This window comes from Polynucleobacter yangtzensis (assembly GCF_027924165.1).
GTDB lineage: Bacteria > Pseudomonadota > Gammaproteobacteria > Burkholderiales > Burkholderiaceae > Polynucleobacter > Polynucleobacter yangtzensis.
The window spans coordinates 1,531,914-1,549,606 of sequence record NZ_AP026973.1 but is presented as its reverse complement, the minus strand read 5'-3'; the positions used below and the strand labels follow the sequence as shown (position 1 = coordinate 1,549,606).

The window sequence follows — 17,693 nt, the reverse complement described above, 5'->3', positions numbered from 1 at the left end:
AAACGTGACCGACATCTATCGTATAGCTTGTGCCGCTGGATTTTCTGGTGATCGAACTGACGTTGCTAAGCCTTTGGTAGATGAGCTTTTAAAACATAGCGGATCAAAATGTCTTATTTTTGAAAGTCTAGCCGAAAGAACTTTAGCACTTGCACAATTGGAAAGGCGTCAGAATTCGGAGTTAGGTTATGAACCTTTACTCTTAGAAATGCTAGAACCAGTTTTGTTCGATTGCATAAAAGGCGGTATCCCGATCATTGGGAATTTTGGCGCTGCCAATCCAGAAAGCGCTGCAAGACTTATCGATTCAATTGCAAAGCAAAAAGGCTTGCCTGATATTCGAATTGCAATTGTTCGGGGTGATGATATTTCGGCATTAGAGTTGCGCAAAGATGTTGTAAATGCACTAACTCCCGAGGATCAAAAAACATTTTCACAAAGCGAGTTAATTAGTGCGAATGCATACATTGGGGCAAAAGAGATCGCTGATTCCCTGATTGCTGGAGCTCAAGTGGTGGTGACGGGGCGAGTATCCGACCCTTCCCTTGCGGTTGGTCCTCTCATGGCCCACTTTAAAAAAGACTGGAATGATTGGAACTTCTTGGGGGCAGCCACCATGGCTGGCCACCTTTTGGAGTGTGGTGCTCAGGTTACGGGCGGGTATTTTGCAGATCCTGGAATAAAAGATGTTCCTGGTTTAGCTGCGATTGGTTTTCCAATAGTGGAATTTGACGCTCAAGGTAATATTGCCGTGACGAAACCGCCTGGCACGGGTGGCTTAGTGAGTCGCATGACTGTAACGGAGCAGCTTTTGTACGAGTTGCATGATCCGACTCAGTATTTAACCCCTGATGTAGTAGCGGATATTAGCCAAGCAAAGATTGATGACTTAGGTGGTGATCGTGTGATGGTTACTGGCGTCAAAGGACATCCAAGACCTACTACATTGAAGGCCAATCTGTGCATCAATGGCGGCTGGTTGGCTGAGGCTGAAATCTCGTATGCTGGGTGTAATGCACTTGAGCGCGCTCAATTGGCAGCCCAGATTATTAAAGAGCGCCTATCTAATTTGAAATTACGTATAGATTTTATTGGCTCATCTAGCATCTTCAGTAGTGATGCTGGAAATGGGCCTCAATTTAAGTCCACGTTAGGCTTCGAGGATATCCGTCTGCGGATTGCAACCGCTCATCAGGATCGAATTCAGGCGCAGAGAGTGTGTAAAGAGGTAACTGCTCTCTATACCTGTGGGCCAGCGGGTGGCGGCGGTGTTCGAACCAGTCTAAAGCCTCGTTTAAATACTATTGCATGCCTCATTCCACGAGAATTGGTAAAGGCGACCTACGAATTTTTTGGGGCTGAGTTGTCATGAGTAAAACCATGCCACTTTATAAACTTGCTCACGCCAGAACGGGTGACAAAGGCAATCGATCTAATATCAGCGTGATTGCATATCGCCCTGAAGACTTTTCTCTATTGCAAAAAGAGTTAACCGAAGAAAAAATAAAGAGTCATTTTGGTTTTCGTAGCCCAAGTGCAGTAAGGCGCTATGAATTACCTAATTTAATGGCTTTTAATTTTGTGATTGATGATGTGCTTGATGGCGGCGTCAATCTCTCATTGAATTTAGATGCCCATGGCAAGAGCCTTTCGTACTGGCTCTTGGCAATGGAAATTAATATTGACGCGTAATTTTTATCAAAGAATTATTCTGGTTCCATTCCGGCTTCTTTAATTGCTTTAGCCCATTTAACGGTTTCCATTTTAATTTTCTGACCCAAAGCCTCAGGTGTGCCGGGCTGAGATTCAAATCCCATTGCAGAAAAACGCTCAACTAAATCTTTTGATTTAGCAGCATCATTAATTGCCTTATTAAGTTTGATCACCGCATCTTTTGGCATGCCGGCAGGACCGAAGGCTGCAAAGAAGGCAATCAGCTCATAACCCTTAATTCCGAGCGCTTCATTAACGGTTGGCAATTCAGGGATGGCTGGGGAGCGCTTTAGCGAAGTGACTGCAAGACCACGAATTTTGCCTGCTTGCACTTGCGGTAAAGTGACTGCAAAGTCAGCGGTAAACATATTTACTTGGCCGCCAATCAAATCGGTCATTGCATTCGGGCCGCTCTTATATGAGACGCCAGTCATTTTGATGCCTGCAACGCTCGATAGCATTTCTGAGGAAACGCGCTGCGAAGTGCTTGCATAAGCAAAAGTCATCTTTCCGGGATCTGCTTTAGCTAGGGCCACAAAGCCGTTTAAAGATTTTGCTGGCACATCATTATTGATGGCAACAATAAGAGGCACTGATCCAAAATAACCAATCGGTGTGAAAGCAGTATCTTGGTTATATGGAAGGTTCTTTACTAAGCTCTTAAGAGCTGCATTAGTGCTATTTGTTCCAAAGAGTAAGGTATAGCCATCCGCTGGCGCTTTTGCCACTAAATCTGCACCAATCATTCCATTTGCCCCTGGTCTATTCTCAATGACTACTGGCTGTCCTAGTGATTCAGCCATCTTGGCAGCAAAGGCTCGCCCAATTTGGTCGGTTGCACTTCCTGGGGCAAATGGAACAATTGCCTTAATTGGTTTGGATGGGTAGTTATCGGCTATTGCCAAGGTGCTTATAAGGCCCATAAAAAGGCTAGCGCCAATCGGCAATAGTTTTCTGGCAAATGACTTGTGGTTCATGCTGTCTCCTTGTGTTTTTAGTAGTGTAACGGGTCTATTTTGATCTGGGCGAGTAGAATGAGTTCACGTTTCTACTGACTACTTATGCGCTTTCGTTCAGCTGGTTATACCCCTCTTATGCTCTTGGCACAAACCTGTGCCTTATTGGGCTTTGCTTGCTACGCAGTAGTGTTAACAGCCCTCCAAGAAGAGTGGCACCTCAGTAATTTGCAATCCGGCTTGATTGCCAGTGCTTTTTTCTTTGGTTACATGCTAGCAGTTCCATTGGCAACTGCATTGACCGATCGGGTTGATGCGCGCAAGGTTTACTTGGTTGGCGGTCTTATTGCTACTTGCGGACTTCTTGGTATGGGTCTGTTGGCATATAACTTTTGGACGGCACTATTGTTTATGGCGTTAAATGGGGCTGGCCTTGCTGGCACCTATATGCCGGGCCTCAAAATTTTGTCCGATCGGATTCAGTCTGGCGAGCTAACACGACACATTGCTTTTTACACCGCCTTCTTTGGGATTGGTACAGGGTTTTCTTACTTATGTTCCGGTTGGATTTTGAGTGCGTTAGGTTGGCATTATGTATTTAGCCTGATTGCATTAGGCCCATTAGCTGCATTTTTGATTGTAATGATATTTATTCCGGCATTGCAGCATGACAAGTGGAGGGGACCAATCAATATACGTCTGCACGACATCTTCCCAGTGGGTAAATGGAAACTGGTTTTGCAAGATAAAAATGCCTCTGGATTTATTTTTGGCTATACCGCTCATACATTAGAACTTTTTGCCTCTAGAAGCTGGATTGTTGCCTTCTTCGCTTTTTGTGCAGTGGCATCAGGAGAATCCTTTTTTCTAGCGGCAACGACCTTGGCTGGAGTGATTAATTTCTTTGGTGTACCTGCTTCAATATTAGGTAATGAGATTGCTTTAAGGGTAGGGCGCCAGAAGTGGGTTTGTATTGTGATGCTGACTAGCGCTGTATTGGGCATTGCATTTGCTTGTTCAACGGGGCAATCATGGTGGTTGATTGTTGCTCTTGCTATTGGACATGCTATTTTCATCATGGCGGATTCATCAACACTTACTGCAGGCTTGGTCATTAGTGCTCAGGAAAATATTAAGGGCGCGGCGATGGGTTTGCACTCGCTAATGGGGTTTGGCGGCGGCTTATTGGGCCCTGCAATATTTGGTTTCGTTTTGGATATATCGGGTTCGCGTTCTTCTCAAGTCGCTTGGGTTTGGGCATATGTTGCCGTGGTGATATGGGGCGTGTTGTTCGTCATTTACGAACGTCGAAGAGGTTGGGGTAGCGCAGCGCGTGCATGAATAATTGAATGAATAAATCGAATTCTTTAGTTTGCTATCACTGCTCAAGCCAGATCCTTCCAGGCGATTTAATCGAAGCAGAATTAGGCGGTGAGATTAGATCATTTTGCTGTCCAGGTTGCATGGCGATTGCCCAAACCATCCACGGTGAGGGCTTAGAAGTTTTCTATGCCAGGCGCTCACAGTCTGGTGACAAGCCAGCGGCCTATCTTGCAAGTAATGAAACTCCAGAAAAACTTAAGCCTTACGATGATCCATCTTTGCGTGGTCGCTTTACTCGACCATCTGGAGATGGTGATAGTTTAGAAACCACTCTACGTTTAGAAAAAATTCGTTGCGCAGCTTGTGTATGGCTATGTGAACAGCATTTGCGTCGTAATGTGGGCGTGCAGGATGTACAAATTAATTACGTCACCCAAAAGGTGATGGTGCGCTTTTCCCCAGTCAAAACAAGCTTAGCGCGATTACTATTTGAAATTGAACGCATTGGTTACGAGGCTTGGCCATTCGAGCCATCTCAATCTTTGGATAGAGCAAAGGTTGAGAGACGCAAATTGCTCATGCGCCTGGGCGTTGCAATGCTTGGCATGATGCAGGTCATGATGTATGCATGGCCAACCTATACTGGCGCTGACATTACACCTGAGTTTGAGTTATTGATGGGTTGGGCAAGTTGGGCTCTCACTGTCCCTGTAATAGTTTATTCAGCTGGACCCATATTCCAAGCATCTTGGCGGAGCTTGCAGTCAGTAAAGCAGACGCATATGCTTGGGATGGATGTTCCCATAGCCTTGGCTTTAGCCTTAGCCTTTATTGCGGGCACTATTAATTTAGTAACTGGATCTGGAAAAAGCTATTTTGATTCCATCACGATGTTCGTGGCGTTTATATTGGCCGCAAGATATGTTGAGTTATTGGCAAGGCAAGATGCGCAGGGTGGTGCTGAGGCGTTGGCGAAGCAATTGCCCGCTACCTGTGAGCGCGTATTCAATTACCCTGCATCACAAGATGTTGAAGTAGTTCCGGTAGTGAATTGCAATCCTGGTGAGGTGTTGAGAGTGTCTCCTGGCGAGGTAGTTCCTGCTGATGGGGTCTTAATTGAAAATGCAAGCGCTTTAGATGAGTCATTACTAACTGGTGAATCTAAGCCGGTAGAGAAAAAAATTGGCGATCACGTATATGCGGGAACGCACAATATTCTTAACCCATTATTGATGCGAATTGAAGCAGTAGGGCAGTCAACTCGTATTGCTGGAATTGCATCTCTACTTGATCAAGCATTGCTAGCAAAGCCGGTAATGGTGAGTCTTGCAGAAAAATGGACGGCATACTTTGTCACTTTTTTATTGCTAAGTGCATTTGCTTCCTCAGCAATTTGGTTTTACTTTGATCCTAGTCGCGCATGGACAGTTTTAGTTTCAGTTCTTGTTGCCAGCTGTCCTTGTGCCTTATCGTTAGCTGTACCTACTGCCATGGCAGCTGCTCAAGGTGCTGTAACTAAATTAGGTTTGCTGATCGTGCGTGGACACGTGATGGAGGGCTTGGTGAAGGCAACTGATTTAGTGCTAGATAAAACCGGCACCTTAACAATGGGCCAGCCAGAGCTACAGGAAGTTATCAATTTGCGCTCCGGTTGTCGCCGTGGGGATGCCTTAGCATTGGCAGCAGCATTAGAGATTGGGCAGAGACATCCACTAGCGCTTTCATTATTGCGTGCTGCAGAAAGCGAGGCGCTCACGCTACCTTTGTTAAGTGAACCTGTTATTAATCTTTTGGGTAGAGGTTTAAGTTCTGGACCTTATCGACTAGGAAGCGCGCTATGGTTGGGTGTAGATCAAGGCGCTCAACAGGGGCAATATGGGCAGGTGCATTTAGCTGACGAACAAGGATTAATCGCTAGCTTTGTTTTCTTGGATACACCAAGGGTGGGTCTAGAGCAATTCTTAAAAGTAGTGAAGTCTAGAAATATTGCCGTGCATTTGGTTTCAGGTGACGATCGTGAGACGGTTGCTTGGTGGGCTCATCATGTTGGTATAGAGCACTATCAAGGCGGCTGCACCCCCGAGGATAAATATGATTACATTGAGCGCTTACAAAAAGAAGGGCGCTTTATATGGGCCATTGGCGATGGTGTGAACGATGCGCCTTTACTTGCGCGTGCAGATATCTCAATAGCTGTTGGAGCGGGTGCGCCATTAGCAGCAGCTGGAGCTGATGCCATTCTCACTGCTGCCTCACTAGAGCCTTTGGCAAAAACATTGCTATTAGCGGATAAAACGCAGGCAATTATTAAAGAGAATTTATTGTGGGCTCTGATCTATAACCTACTTGCCATTCCGGCTGCGATGATGGGCTGGGTCAATCCATGGGTTGCTGGAATCGGCATGTCACTTTCCTCGCTTGCAGTGACCTTAAATGCTTGGCGTTTGCGAAAGGCTTAGACTATAGGAATGGAAAGTCTCTATCTCCTCATCCCTTTGTCGCTGGTCCTTATTGGTCTTTTGGTCTGGATTTTGAACTGGTCGATTAAGAGTGGTCAGTTCGATGATTTGGATGGTCCAGGCCAAGCAATTTTGATGGATGACGATGTGCCTAGACCCAAAGAAGTTAGTAAGCACTCTCAAAAATAGTCATATATTTAAAGAGATCTAGGAATTAATTTATTTTCTTTCACTGCTTCCTGAATTTGCCCCACCCTTTTTGATATAGATCAAACCCCCTTGGTGGCCTTACTTTGATAATCAATCCAGTCTATTTGGATTATGTCGCTGTTTGGTCACAAAAAAGGAGAAACCATGGGACTTACCGTGGGGAGTAATCAAGATAACTTCAACTACAAGGTTATCAGCCAATTTGCCATTGTTACCGTACTTTGGGGAATCGTTGGCATGCTTGTGGGGGTTATCCTCGCAGCTCAGTTAATCTGGCCTGAAATCACTTTTAATATTCCCTGGTTGAGCTACGGTCGTTTGCGTCCGTTGCATACCAATGCGGTGATTTTTGCGTTCGGTGGATCAGCATTATTCGCAACTTCTTATTACATTGTTCAGCGCACGTGCCAAGTACGACTCTTCTGTGACAAATTAGCGGCATTTACCTTTTGGGGTTGGCAGGCGGTGATTGTTTCTGCTGCTATTACCTTGCCACTAGGGATCACCACTTCAAAAGAGTACGCAGAACTAGAGTGGCCAATTGATTTATTGATCACTGTAGTTTGGGTAGCTTATGCGGTTGTGTTTTTTGGTACCGTGATTAAGCGTAAAACAAAACACATTTATGTATCGAACTGGTTCTTCGGCGCTTATATTTTGACAATTGCTGTATTGCATATCGTGAATAACGTTGAGATGCCAGCAAGCCTCTTTAAGTCTTACTCTGCATACGCTGGCGCGCAAGACGCCATGATTCAGTGGTGGTATGGACATAACGCAGTAGGCTTCTTCTTAACTACCAGCTTCTTGGGCATGATGTATTACTTCATTCCAAAACAGGCTGAGCGTCCAATCTACTCATATCGCTTATCAATTGTTCACTTCTGGGCTTTGAACTTTACTTATATGTGGGCTGGTCCTCACCATTTGCAACACACTTCTTTGCCAGACTGGACTCAGTCTTTAGGTATGGTGTTCTCTTTGATCTTGTTGGCGCCATCTTGGGGCGGCATGATTAACGGCATCATGACTTTGTCTGGCGCTTGGTACAAGCTCCGTCGTGACCCTATCCTGAAATTCTTAGTTGTAGCTCTGTCCTTTTACGGCATGTCTACCTTTGAAGGTTCCATGATGTCAATTAAGACTGTGAATAGTTTGTCTCACTACACAGACTGGACCATCGGCCATGTTCACTCAGGAGCTTTAGGTTGGGTTGCCATGATTACCATCGGCTCTCTGTATTACCTAATCCCACGTTTAGTTGGCCAAAAGGATATGTACAGCACGAAGTTAATTGAAGTGCATTTCTGGATTGCAACTATTGGTGTGGTGATTTATATCGCAGCAATGTGGATTGCCGGTGTAATGCAAGGTTTGATGTGGAGAGCATTTGAACCAGATGGCACTTTGACTTATAGCTTTGTTGAGTCTGTAAAAGCTACTTATCCATTCTATGTAATTCGTTTATTGGGCGGCTTGTGCTACCTAAGCGGCATGTTTGTTATGGCCTATAACGTGTACAAGACTGTGATTGGTAAAAAATTCATCGACGCTGCGATTCCACAAGCATCTGTAGCAGCTCATTAAGGATAAGAACATGTCAGAACAACGTCGATTTTTCTCCCACGAAACGCTTGAGCGTAATGTTGGTTGGCTGATCATTGCTACTATCGCCGCAATCTCGATTGCAGGCTTAGTGCAGATCGTTCCATTATTTTTCCAGCACTCAACCACTGAGCCTAGCCCAGGTGTTGAGCCATACTCTGCATTGCGTTTAGCTGGTCGTGATATCTATCAGCGTGAGGGTTGCTTGGGTTGTCATTCACAACAGATTCGTACTTTGCGTTCAGAGGTAGAGCGTTACGGTCCTTACTCTTTAGCTGGTGAGTCAGTATTTGATCATCCATTCCTATGGGGTAGCAAGCGTACAGGTCCAGACTTAGCTCGTGTAGGCGGTCGTTATTCGGATGATTGGCATCGTATTCACTTGCGTAACCCGCGCGATGTAGTTCCTGAGTCCAATATGCCTGCTTATCCATATCTGCAAAAACCAGCAGCTGCAGACACCATTTCTTCTCATATGGCTGCTATGCGTCGCTTAGGTGTTCCTTACACCGATGAGCAAATTGCAAATGCACCTAAGGAGCTCGAGGGTAAGACTGAAGAGGATGCTTTGATTGCTTACCTCCAGGGGCTTGGTGTTAATCGTAGATATATCGTTGTTGATGAGGTGGTTGCTAAGTAATTCTTAGCAATGAGAACTATGCAAACTATTGCACCATACCTCTCCGCAATATCTACCGTGCTTGGCTTGGTATTTTTTATAGGAATCGTTTGGTGGGCTTGGTCTTCTAAAAGACAGTCTGCCAATCAAGAATCCGCCGAACTTCCGTTCGATCTACCCGATGAATTCAGTAAGGATAAATCATGAGTGACTTTCTTGGTGCCGGTTGGAGTGCCTATATCGCCCTAGTAACATTGGTCGGTATCTTTTGGTGCATCTGGTTATTATTTTCTCAACGCAAGACCAAGGTAACACTGAAGCCGGACGGCCAAGTGGATGATACTGGTCACGTTTGGGATGGCGATTTACGTGAGCTCAATAATCCATTACCGCGTTGGTGGATGTGGATGTTCTTGATTTCCTGCATCTTTGCTTTGGTTTACTTAGTTCTGTATCCAGGTCTCGGTTCATATCCTGGTGTATTGGGTTACAGCACTGACGGTGCCTTAATGCAGTCTATGACCAATGCCAATGATGAGCTTAAGCCTGTCTACGCCAAATACGTCAAGATGGATATTGAGCAAGTAGCAGCCGATCCAAAAGCGCGTGAAATGGGGCAACGTTTATTCTTAAATTCTTGTGCACAGTGCCATGGTTCAGATGCAGGCGGAGCTAAAGGCTTCCCGAACTTAACTGATGGTGATTGGCTGTATGGTGGTTCGCCAGAGAATATCAAAGCATCTATTGTGAATGGTCGTGCTGGTGTCATGCCTCCATTTCCGCAGCTAGATAGCAAGCAAATTGTTGATGTTGCCAACTATGTTCGTAGCCTCTCTGGCTTGCCTGCTGATGATTTGAAAGCAGCTCGTGGTGCCGATGTATTTAAGTCCAATTGCGCTGCATGTCATGGCGCTGACGGCAAAGGCAACATCGCCCTGGGTGCGCCTAACTTAACTGATAAGACATGGTTGTATGGGGCCTCAGAAGCAACAATTGTTGAGACTGTGACTAAAGGTCGTATGGCACAAATGCCTGCTCAAGACAAAGTATTGAGTCCTGAGAAAATCCAGTTGTTAACAGCTTATGTTTGGGGCTTATCTAATAATAAGCAGCCAGCAGCAGCCAAGTAAGAAAAGTACTTAGTGTCAGATCTTCCGCCGGGTGGGAAACCCGTTCCGATAGAAGTAATTGAGGAGTCTCTTTACGAGGTTCGGCGAAAGATCTACCCACGTTCCGTATCGGGTCTCTTTGCCCGCTGGCGTTTCATCCTTGTTTTTGCAACTCAATTACTGTTTTATGGTTTGCCGTGGTTGAGTTGGAATGACCGTCAAGCAGTCCTCTTCGATTTAATTCAGCGTAAGTTTTACATCTTTGGTCTAGTACTTTGGCCACAGGATGTTATTTATTTGACGCTCTTACTAATTCTCTCAGCGTTAGCTTTGTTTCTCTTTACAGCAGTCGCTGGGCGTCTTTTTTGTGGCTATGCTTGCCCTCAAACGGTATATACCGAAATCTTTATGTGGATCGAGCGCAAGGTCGAAGGCGATCGCTTTGCACGTATTCGTTTAGATGGTGAAGAGTGGCCATGGGGTTTCCGTAAATGGCGTTTGAAGATCACCAAGCATTTTTTATGGCTCTTAATAGCATTCTGGACGGGCTTTACTTTTATTGGTTATTTCACGCCGATTGAAACTTTAGGCGTGTCATTGCTTCATCTCTCTCTCGGACCTTGGCAGACCTTCTGGTTATGTTTCTATGCCTTTGCAACTTGGGGCAACGCAGGCTTTATGCGTGAGCAAGTTTGTAAATATATGTGTCCATATGCACGCTTCCAAAGCGTGATGGTGGATAAGGATACCTTCCTAGTAACGTATGACAAAGTACGTGGTGAGTCCAGGGGTAGTCGCAGCAAGTCTGCTGATCATGGCTCTCTTGGCTTGGGTGATTGCGTTGACTGCAGTATTTGTGTTCAAGTTTGTCCTACCGGTATTGATATTCGTGATGGTCTCCAATACATGTGTATTGGCTGTGGCGCCTGTATTGATGCCTGTAATCAGGTTATGGAGAAGGTGAACTATCCTAAAGGCTTGATACGTTATACAACTGAGCGTGCTATTGAGGATAAAGAATCGAATCAAAGCACGATTCGTCATATCTTGCGACCACGGGTCTTAATTTATACAGCTTTTATTACGGTCCTTGCCTCGGCTTTTCTATTTTCCTTAGTAACGCGTAATCCATTAAGGGTCGATGTCATGCGTGATCGTGGTGCCTTGGCGCGCGAGGTTGATGGCGTTCGTATAGAGAATATTTATCGCATTCAGATTATGAATGCCTCTGAACATCCAATGAAAGTACGAGTTAAGGCTACAGGCTTAGATGATTTAAAAATTCTGAATTCTCAAGGTAAAGAAATTCAGGAAATTGACGTAGCACCGGCAAGCAATCAGTTGATGCCAATTAAAGTAAGTACTACTATTGGTCAGAATAATTCTGGAAATTATCCAATACATTTTGATGTAACGGCGCAAGAGGTAGTGGGCGATAAAGAAGTCACTAGAACCCGCGAAGAAAAATCTACTTTTATTATTCCCCGTTAAGCCAAGAGCAATGGAGAGGATGCATATGACAGAACAGAAAAATACTAAACCTTGGTTTAAACAATTGTGGCCATGGTTATTGATCAGTGGGCCGGCAATTGCGATGATCGGTTGCATCATCACCATTTACCTGGCAATCAATTATCAAGCTGACAAGCCTTTGCGCGAAGGCGTAATGAAGCAGGGTTTAAAAGTTGAACAGATTAAAGATACGCAGGTACAAAAATGAAGTACCGCCTACTGATCTGGATTTTGTGGCCTTCCTTTTTGGTGGCTGGCATGGCAGAAGGCTTGTTGTTCACCATAGTGCATCCGCAGGATTTGCTATTTTTTGGTCATCACCCAGATATCTCGGATGAGGGTATCTATACCATTGGATTTTTTGCTATTTGGATCTTTTGCGCTGCATCTAGTGCGCTTACGGCTTATATCCTGCCTGGTATTGAATCACCAGATAGCAAAGAAGTAGATCGCGGCTTAATTTAAGCCTGTTTGATTGGGATTTCTGGGGTTGAGCAGCCCTGGCGATCAGGGTTTGGAATGCCTGCCAGTTCATATAGGCCGTTCATATCGATCAGTTTGATATGACGTTGCTTAATTTGAATCAGGCCTGATTCGGCAAAGCGCGAGAGCATACGGCTGACAGTTTCAATTTGAATGCCAAGATAGCTGCCGATGTCATTTCGACTCATGCGTAAATCAAATTCATTATTCAGATAGCCGCGTGCTGCTAAGCGTTGAGAGAGGCTTAATAAAAATGCAGCCAATCTTTCTTCGGCGCGCATCGTACCAAGAGAAAGTAGGTGACGTTGGTCTTGAGTCAGTTCACGACTCATGATCTTATGAAACTGATTTTGTAGTACTGGAATTTGACGCGCTAAATCTTCAAAGGCTTCGTAGCGAATAATACAAACTTCACTCTCTTCTAATGCAATCGCATCTGATTGGTAATGACCTTCACCAATTCCATCTAAACCTAAGATTTCGCCTGGAATATGAAAGCCAATGACTTGTTGTCGACCATCTTGGAGGCAAAATTCGGTTTTGAGGGTGCCAAAGCGGACGCTGTATACAGAGCTGAGTGGATCGCCATGGCGATACAAGCTTTCTCCTTTTTGTAGGTGGACTCGCTCTTTAACCAGGCTGTCAATTTTTGAGACTTCACTGCTGTTTAGACCAACCGGTAGGCAAAACTGACCCAGTACACATACTGAGCATTTGCTGGTTGGGGTGTCGGTAGGTTTGTAATTCATATTGGAACTAATTATGCAGTCAGTTTATTCTATATGAGTAGTGAATCCCGTTTTTTTAACCTTTATTTCAATAGCAGATGCTAACTTCTAGCCTACTGATTGCCGTATTCTTGGGCGCTCTTGTGAGCGGCTGGCACTGCGCCCTGATGTGCGGAGGTATAGCGGCAGCCATCGAGAGACCCATTGCTTTGGAGACCCCATTAAGGCCCAAATCCGAGCTTTTTTACCTGCAGTTAATCATGCATTTTGGGCGTGTGACCACTTATGTTCTTTTGGGTTCTCTTGCCGCTACTGTGGGCCTGGTGGTTTGGCAGCAAAATCTAATTCCCATTCAGCGACCCTTGTTTGCTCTAACCTCTCTTATTTTGATACTGATGGGCATTCGTCTTTTAAAAGCGGGCTCATCACAAGGTTTGCTGGGAGGTAAGTGGATCAGCTCCAAAATTGCCGCTTACTGGGCTAAATACCTGGGGCGTATGGCGAGTGGTCCATCGCGTTGGTTTAGCGGCATGCTTTGGGGTTTAGTGCCCTGTGGATTGGTATACAGCGTTTTGCCGTTGGCGTTTTTATCAGGTGATGTTCTCACTGGTGCTGGGCTGATGCTGGCGTTTGGGTTGGGGACCTTACCTAACCTATTATTGATCTCTAAATTTTCTGCAGCACTCACCCAGTTTGGACAATATCGTTGGGTGCGTTATTTAGCTGCCTCGCTTTTACTCATTGCAGGAGGCTTTGGTTTATACCGCGCTTGGGTTTTGCCAGAAGCTTTATTAAAAGGTGGCTTTTGTATTTCTTAAGAAGTTGCTGCTTCAATTCCAGAAATCAGGTCAGGGTAGAAAGAGTCAGGCGGAAGCGTAGCAATGAAGTTGCTGCGTTCAGCCATCTCAAGCGGTTGATGTGCCAAGCCGCAAATGAGCAAGCGAATATTACGAATCTTGCATAGATGCGCAAGCTCCATGATCGTATCCATGCCTGAAGTGTCGATATAGATTACATTTTTCAAATCAAGTAAGAGGGTGTCAGACGGTAAGTTTGTCTCAATCTTTTCTAGCAGTTTGACTGCGCCAAAAAAGATTGCCCCATGAATGCGGTAAGCATCAATGCGGCCTTGCTGGTTACCTAGTCCAGGGAAATCGCTCGCTAAAGCAATCTCACAGCGCGATAGGCTAGAGATCCGGTAAATAAAAGTGATAAAAGCCAAAAGCAGACCAACCTGAACGGCGATGGTGAGATCCAGTACAACTGTAAGAATAAAGACGCTGAGAATGGTGATTCGGTATGGTAGGCGGAACTGCTTGAGATCAATAAACTTTCTCCATTCACCCATATTCCAGGCGACATACATCAAGATGGCGGCAAGACTAGCTAGTGGAATATTTTTAGCGAGCGGTGCAGCAAACAAGACGATGATCAGCAAGGTTGCGGCGTGAACAAGACCGGCAATCGGAGTAGTGGCACCGCTTTCAACATTGGTAACGGTGCGCGCAATCGTGCCAGTTGCTGGCATACCACCAAAGAAGGGGATGGTGAAATTGGCAATACCTTGCGCAACTAATTCTTGATTTGATTCATGGCGATCATGAATGAGACCATCAGCAATACGGGCACAAAGCAAAGATTCAATTGCGCCCAGTAACGCTAGTGTTAAGGCTGGTGCAACCATGTATTGCGCGTTATCCCAGCTGACCGGTAGCCATTCAAAAGAAGGAAGTCCAGAAGGAATGCCCCCAAAGCGACTGCCAATTGTGTCAACTGGCAAGTTAAATACGCTAGTAACAATAGTCGCCACAACCATAGCCACTACTGTGCCGGGAAGATGCGATAGCCATCCCAGGCGATTCTGAAATAACTTCCAAAAGATTAATAAAGCAAGGCTGCCACTGGCCAAGCCAAGAGCTACAGGATTAAAAGTATCGGCAGCTAAATAGAGTGTATGAATAGATTGGAAAAATTGGGCAGGCATTTTTTCAATCTGGAGCCCGAAAAAATCTTTGATTTGAGATAAGCCAATCAAGAAAGCAATGCCATTCGTAAAGCCAATAATGACTGCTATGGGAATAAAACGCACCAGCGTTCCAAGGCGAAACACGCCCATCAGAAATAAAAATACTCCTGACAAAGCAGTTGCTAGCAATAAATTCGGTACGCCGTAGCGTTCGACAATGCCATAGACAATCACAATGAAGGCACCTGCTGGGCCGCCAATTTGAACGCGGCTGCCGCCCAACAGTGAGATGAGACCGCCAGCAATAATGGCGGTAAAAATACCCGCCTCTGGTTTGAGTCCGCTGGCAATTGCAAAGGCCATGGCTAATGGCAGCGCAACAATACCAACCGTTAGACCAGCCAATACATCCTTTGTAAAAAGGGTGCGGTTATATCCGTTAAATGCGTCTAATAGTCGAGGGCGAAAAAACATAAGCTCAATATAAATACTCTATGAGAGACGGCTACCAACCCAGTAGGCGATACCTGAACATACGGCGGTAACAAAACTGCCCCATGCAATATCAATCAATGCTAGCTGTGTTGGAAAGCCTCTAATGACTGCAAGATTGGTGAGGTCGTACGTCATGTAGCAGAACAATCCAAAAAGGGCGCCATATTGCAGTGCATATATCCAGGACTGTTTTGATAGCGCTGGAACAATGACAAAAATGCAGACCCCAAGGGCATACAGTAGGTAGAAAGCAAGTCCAGCTATAAGCTTGGGTTCGTTAGCCATTAAGTCACCCATTTGATCTCGATAGAGATTCTTTGCAATACCTAAAAGCCATATCAAATCAATTGCGATTAGGGTGACTAAAAATGAGGCGTAGATAGCAAAATTCTTGAGCAATTAAGTTACCTTTTTTCTTTTATAGGCTAATAATAAGCATTATGATGGAAAGACTAGGTTAGTAGTCCAATTTAGGGGGAGGTAAACATGTTTAAGCATTTATTAGTACCTGTAGATGGTTCGGATGTCAGCAAAAAATCCTTGAAGAAGGTTGCTGCACTTGCTAAGGCAGATGGCGCCGCAGTAACTCTGGTTTATGTTTCTGATCCTCTGCCTCCAATGGTCTACTCAGACAGCACCATGGGCTATGGAATTTCACAAAAGGAGCATGCCAAGGTTTGCGAGGCTTATGCAAAAGATGTATTCAAGAAGGCAACTACTGCGCTTGGTGCTGGTATCAAGGTAAAGAGTCTTCATATTGCAAATAGCAACTTATCTGAAGGTATTTTGGATGGTGCAAAAAAGGCGAAGGCAGATGTCATTGTGATGGCCTCCCATAAGCGCACAGGTATCAAGAGTGTCTTGTTGGGCAGCGAGACTCACGAAGTCATTGTTCACTCAAAACTACCAGTATTAGTTTTGGGTTAATTCACTCAGCACTCTGTTAAAAAGGGTCCTTACGGACCCTTTTTGTTTGGCTAAAGTAAATTAAATTTAAACAACTCGCCAGCAATCTTACTTAGTTATTTTTAATGGGGCTGCCAAGTAATAATATTTCTCTAGTGAGCTGTCCACTTTCGTTATCACGCATAGACCATAAATCAAGTTGAGTCTTCGGCGCATAAGGATCAACGTAAATACCATTTTTTCTCAGTTCGAAATGCAGATGGGGTCCAGTTGATCTGCCGGTAGATCCAACATAACCAATCTCTAATCCGCGACGCACTTCATTGCCTAATTCGAGCTCGACGTTGTAGTTACTTAAGTGAGCATAGTAGGTATGATAATTGCCTGGATGCTCCAAAATAATCAAGTTACCAAATGCGCCGCTGTAGCCAATGTGAGCAACTTTGCCATTGGCGACACTAAAGACAGGCGTGCCAGTTGGCGCAGAGTAATCAATGCCCATATGGGCGCGATAACGTTGCTTAGGAGCGGGTGCGGGGGTTGCAGGCGCAGATTTGGTTGCTGCTGCAGGTGCTTTGCTACGCTTGCCTGAAGATGCTCTTACCATGCCAACGCCCCGAGAGATGCGGCGATAGCTTAAGGGGTTAGTCCAGAAAGAGCGCTCAAGAGATTCCCCTGAGCCAGTAAAAAATCCACCCGGGATGTCATTACGCTCTACCCAAAAAGCGTTTGCATAAACTTCTTTAGTGGCAGGATCAATGATTTCTGCGGCCCAAATCTGAGCCCATTTTTCACGATCACCAAAATCTACAATCAAGCGTACAACGCTATTAGTATTTTCGAGAGAATTATTTTCTTCTGGATAAATTTGTTTAATTAGAGAATTCAATTCCCAAACCAGTTCAACTGGTAGTTGGTCGCTTACTTTGCGGGGATCGTATAGAACGTCTCTTAAGGGAATACGAATCTCCGTTAAACGCTTAGATTCATCTTTAAGTAAGTCTTGTTGAATTAAAAAGCCACCAACTGCTGAAGGTGTAAATGTCCATACTTCAGTCTTACTGTCTTGAATTGGGCCATTCATAATGCTGAGCGAGTCAAAGCGATTGCGACTACCGAAAGCAACCGCATAAGGGATGCAGTCCCCACGCATGTGATCAAAAAATGTTTTGGTCTGATTCTTAAAGAATTCGGCAAATTGGCTGTTATTGATCCCAATACTTGCGGGAAGACTATCTTCGGTAAAGCTTCGTCGCAAACAGCCTTGTACTACGCGATAGTCAAGATTGGCGTCGCTATCGAGCATCAACTCATCCGGCGCTTTGCGCTGAAAGAGGGCTGGATTGAGACTCATACTGCTAGTTTTTGAGCTCGAACCCGCAGATTTGTCTTTCAATCCAACCTGTTTGGTGGTTTGAACTGTGATCTTGTTGCGAGTCTGGCCAGGGCCTTGAGTTGAATTGCTCTGTGCATAAGCTAAGCCCGGTGTTGAACTTAGAAAGGCACAGCCAGACAAAATAATGACAGCCCTACTGAAGAGGGAGCGAAAAGATGCTTTTGTATTCACCCCTTAATTATCTAATAATGTGAAAGCGTCGGCGAATAAATA

Annotated in this window: 19 protein-coding genes; 14 read left to right on the top strand and 5 right to left on the bottom strand. The window is 45.0% G+C overall.

Annotated elements, in window-relative coordinates; translation table 11 throughout:
• The first annotated feature begins 4 nt into the window (after window positions 1–4).
• Both QMF28_RS07765 and QMF28_RS07760 read left to right on the top strand, forming a co-directional pair.
• Window positions 5–1,372 carry an acyclic terpene utilization AtuA family protein gene (locus tag QMF28_RS07765; protein WP_281742122.1) on the top strand — a complete coding sequence of 456 codons (1,368 nt, stop codon included), beginning with the start codon at window positions 5–7 and terminating at the stop codon, window positions 1,370–1,372.
• Window positions 1,369–1,692, top strand: a complete 324-nt coding sequence (locus tag QMF28_RS07760; protein WP_281742120.1) for an AtuA-related protein — start codon at window positions 1,369–1,371, stop codon at window positions 1,690–1,692. The genes QMF28_RS07765 and QMF28_RS07760 overlap by 4 nt, the downstream gene beginning before the upstream one ends.
• Before the next feature lie 14 nt (window positions 1,693–1,706).
• Here QMF28_RS07760 and QMF28_RS07755 read toward each other — a convergent pair whose 3' ends face one another.
• On the bottom strand, window positions 1,707–2,690 hold the full coding sequence (locus tag QMF28_RS07755; RefSeq protein WP_281742119.1) for a Bug family tripartite tricarboxylate transporter substrate binding protein: 984 nt from the start codon (window positions 2,688–2,690) through the stop codon (window positions 1,707–1,709).
• A gap of 84 nt (window positions 2,691–2,774) precedes the next feature.
• Between QMF28_RS07755 and QMF28_RS07750 the strand changes: the two genes are divergently transcribed.
• From QMF28_RS07750 to QMF28_RS07705, 10 genes are all read left to right on the top strand, one after another.
• Window positions 2,775–4,010: an MFS transporter gene (locus QMF28_RS07750; protein WP_281742118.1), complete on the top strand. Its 1,236-nt coding sequence runs from the start codon at window positions 2,775–2,777 to the stop codon at window positions 4,008–4,010.
• 8 nt (window positions 4,011–4,018) lie between these two features.
• Window positions 4,019–6,451, top strand: a complete 2,433-nt coding sequence (locus QMF28_RS07745; protein WP_281742117.1) for a heavy metal translocating P-type ATPase — start codon at window positions 4,019–4,021, stop codon at window positions 6,449–6,451.
• A gap of 9 nt (window positions 6,452–6,460) precedes the next feature.
• Window positions 6,461–6,640, top strand: coding sequence for a cbb3-type cytochrome oxidase assembly protein CcoS (gene ccoS, locus QMF28_RS07740; protein ID WP_068324457.1), 180 nt, complete (start codon window positions 6,461–6,463; stop codon window positions 6,638–6,640).
• 165 nt (window positions 6,641–6,805) lie between these two features.
• Complete coding sequence (gene ccoN, locus QMF28_RS07735) at window positions 6,806–8,248, top strand: cytochrome-c oxidase, cbb3-type subunit I (protein ID WP_216212187.1); 1,443 nt, start codon at window positions 6,806–6,808, stop codon at window positions 8,246–8,248.
• Between the two features lie 10 nt (window positions 8,249–8,258).
• The gene (gene ccoO / locus QMF28_RS07730; RefSeq protein ID WP_281742115.1) at window positions 8,259–8,906 is read left to right on the top strand and encodes a cytochrome-c oxidase, cbb3-type subunit II; all 648 of its coding nucleotides are present in this window, start codon (window positions 8,259–8,261) and stop codon (window positions 8,904–8,906) included.
• Window positions 8,907–8,924: 18 nt separating this feature from the next.
• The gene (locus QMF28_RS07725) at window positions 8,925–9,092 is read left to right on the top strand and encodes a cbb3-type cytochrome oxidase subunit 3 (RefSeq protein WP_216860658.1); all 168 of its coding nucleotides are present in this window, start codon (window positions 8,925–8,927) and stop codon (window positions 9,090–9,092) included.
• Entirely contained in the window at window positions 9,089–10,015 is a 927-nt protein-coding gene (gene ccoP / locus QMF28_RS07720; protein ID WP_216212180.1) for a cytochrome-c oxidase, cbb3-type subunit III, read from the top strand. The genes QMF28_RS07725 and ccoP overlap by 4 nt, the downstream gene beginning before the upstream one ends.
• A gap of 12 nt (window positions 10,016–10,027) precedes the next feature.
• Window positions 10,028–11,485, top strand: coding sequence for a cytochrome c oxidase accessory protein CcoG (gene ccoG / locus QMF28_RS07715; RefSeq protein WP_281742112.1), 1,458 nt, complete (start codon window positions 10,028–10,030; stop codon window positions 11,483–11,485).
• A gap of 25 nt (window positions 11,486–11,510) precedes the next feature.
• Window positions 11,511–11,714, top strand: a complete 204-nt coding sequence (locus QMF28_RS07710) for a FixH family protein (RefSeq protein WP_281742111.1) — start codon at window positions 11,511–11,513, stop codon at window positions 11,712–11,714.
• Window positions 11,711–11,971: a hypothetical protein gene (locus tag QMF28_RS07705; protein ID WP_281742110.1), complete on the top strand. Its 261-nt coding sequence runs from the start codon at window positions 11,711–11,713 to the stop codon at window positions 11,969–11,971. Before QMF28_RS07710 ends, QMF28_RS07705 begins: the two co-directional genes overlap by 4 nt.
• Here QMF28_RS07705 and fnr read toward each other — a convergent pair.
• Window positions 11,968–12,738, bottom strand: a complete 771-nt coding sequence (fnr, locus tag QMF28_RS07700; RefSeq protein ID WP_281742109.1) for a fumarate/nitrate reduction transcriptional regulator Fnr — start codon at window positions 12,736–12,738, stop codon at window positions 11,968–11,970. The genes QMF28_RS07705 and fnr overlap by 4 nt on opposite strands.
• Before the next feature lie 77 nt (window positions 12,739–12,815).
• On the opposite strand from fnr, the gene QMF28_RS07695 reads away from it, so the two are divergent.
• Window positions 12,816–13,535: a sulfite exporter TauE/SafE family protein gene (locus QMF28_RS07695; protein ID WP_281742107.1), complete on the top strand. Its 720-nt coding sequence runs from the start codon at window positions 12,816–12,818 to the stop codon at window positions 13,533–13,535.
• Here QMF28_RS07695 and QMF28_RS07690 read toward each other — a convergent pair.
• Window positions 13,532–15,157, bottom strand: coding sequence for a SulP family inorganic anion transporter (locus tag QMF28_RS07690; RefSeq protein WP_281742105.1), 1,626 nt, complete (start codon window positions 15,155–15,157; stop codon window positions 13,532–13,534). The two genes, QMF28_RS07695 and QMF28_RS07690, sit on opposite strands and share 4 nt — an antisense overlap.
• Before the next feature lie 18 nt (window positions 15,158–15,175).
• Complete coding sequence (locus QMF28_RS07685) at window positions 15,176–15,577, bottom strand: DUF2177 family protein (RefSeq protein WP_281742103.1); 402 nt, start codon at window positions 15,575–15,577, stop codon at window positions 15,176–15,178.
• Between the two features lie 87 nt (window positions 15,578–15,664).
• Between QMF28_RS07685 and QMF28_RS07680 the strand changes: the two genes are divergently transcribed.
• Entirely contained in the window at window positions 15,665–16,105 is a 441-nt protein-coding gene (locus QMF28_RS07680; RefSeq protein WP_068324422.1) for a universal stress protein, read from the top strand.
• A gap of 91 nt (window positions 16,106–16,196) precedes the next feature.
• Here QMF28_RS07680 and QMF28_RS07675 read toward each other — a convergent pair whose 3' ends face one another.
• A complete protein-coding gene (locus tag QMF28_RS07675) occupies window positions 16,197–17,651 on the bottom strand; it encodes a M23 family metallopeptidase (RefSeq protein ID WP_281742100.1) in 1,455 nt (484 codons plus the stop codon).
• Window positions 17,652–17,693 lie beyond the last annotated feature (42 nt).

Excerpts from the sequence above, each read along its gene's own strand:
- QMF28_RS07750 (WP_281742118.1), top strand. The coding sequence starts at position 2,775 with ATGCGCTTTCGTTCAGCTGGTTATACCCCTCTTATGCTCTTGGCACAA.
- ccoO (WP_281742115.1), top strand. The coding sequence starts at position 8,259 with ATGTCAGAACAACGTCGATTTTTCTCCCACGAAACGCTTGAGCGTAAT.
- QMF28_RS07745 (WP_281742117.1), top strand. The coding sequence starts at position 4,019 with ATGAATAAATCGAATTCTTTAGTTTGCTATCACTGCTCAAGCCAGATC.
- ccoP (WP_216212180.1), top strand. The coding sequence starts at position 9,089 with ATGAGTGACTTTCTTGGTGCCGGTTGGAGTGCCTATATCGCCCTAGTA.
- ccoS (WP_068324457.1), top strand. The coding sequence starts at position 6,461 with ATGGAAAGTCTCTATCTCCTCATCCCTTTGTCGCTGGTCCTTATTGGT.
- QMF28_RS07680 (WP_068324422.1), top strand. The coding sequence starts at position 15,665 with ATGTTTAAGCATTTATTAGTACCTGTAGATGGTTCGGATGTCAGCAAA.
- QMF28_RS07725 (WP_216860658.1), top strand. The coding sequence starts at position 8,925 with ATGCAAACTATTGCACCATACCTCTCCGCAATATCTACCGTGCTTGGC.
- fnr (WP_281742109.1), bottom strand. The coding sequence starts at position 12,738 with ATGAATTACAAACCTACCGACACCCCAACCAGCAAATGCTCAGTATGT.
- QMF28_RS07755 (WP_281742119.1), bottom strand. The coding sequence starts at position 2,690 with ATGAACCACAAGTCATTTGCCAGAAAACTATTGCCGATTGGCGCTAGC.
- QMF28_RS07710 (WP_281742111.1), top strand. The coding sequence starts at position 11,511 with ATGACAGAACAGAAAAATACTAAACCTTGGTTTAAACAATTGTGGCCA.
- ccoN (WP_216212187.1), top strand. The coding sequence starts at position 6,806 with ATGGGACTTACCGTGGGGAGTAATCAAGATAACTTCAACTACAAGGTT.
- QMF28_RS07695 (WP_281742107.1), top strand. The coding sequence starts at position 12,816 with ATGCTAACTTCTAGCCTACTGATTGCCGTATTCTTGGGCGCTCTTGTG.
- QMF28_RS07690 (WP_281742105.1), bottom strand. The coding sequence starts at position 15,157 with ATGTTTTTTCGCCCTCGACTATTAGACGCATTTAACGGATATAACCGC.
- QMF28_RS07705 (WP_281742110.1), top strand. The coding sequence starts at position 11,711 with ATGAAGTACCGCCTACTGATCTGGATTTTGTGGCCTTCCTTTTTGGTG.
- QMF28_RS07760 (WP_281742120.1), top strand. The coding sequence starts at position 1,369 with ATGAGTAAAACCATGCCACTTTATAAACTTGCTCACGCCAGAACGGGT.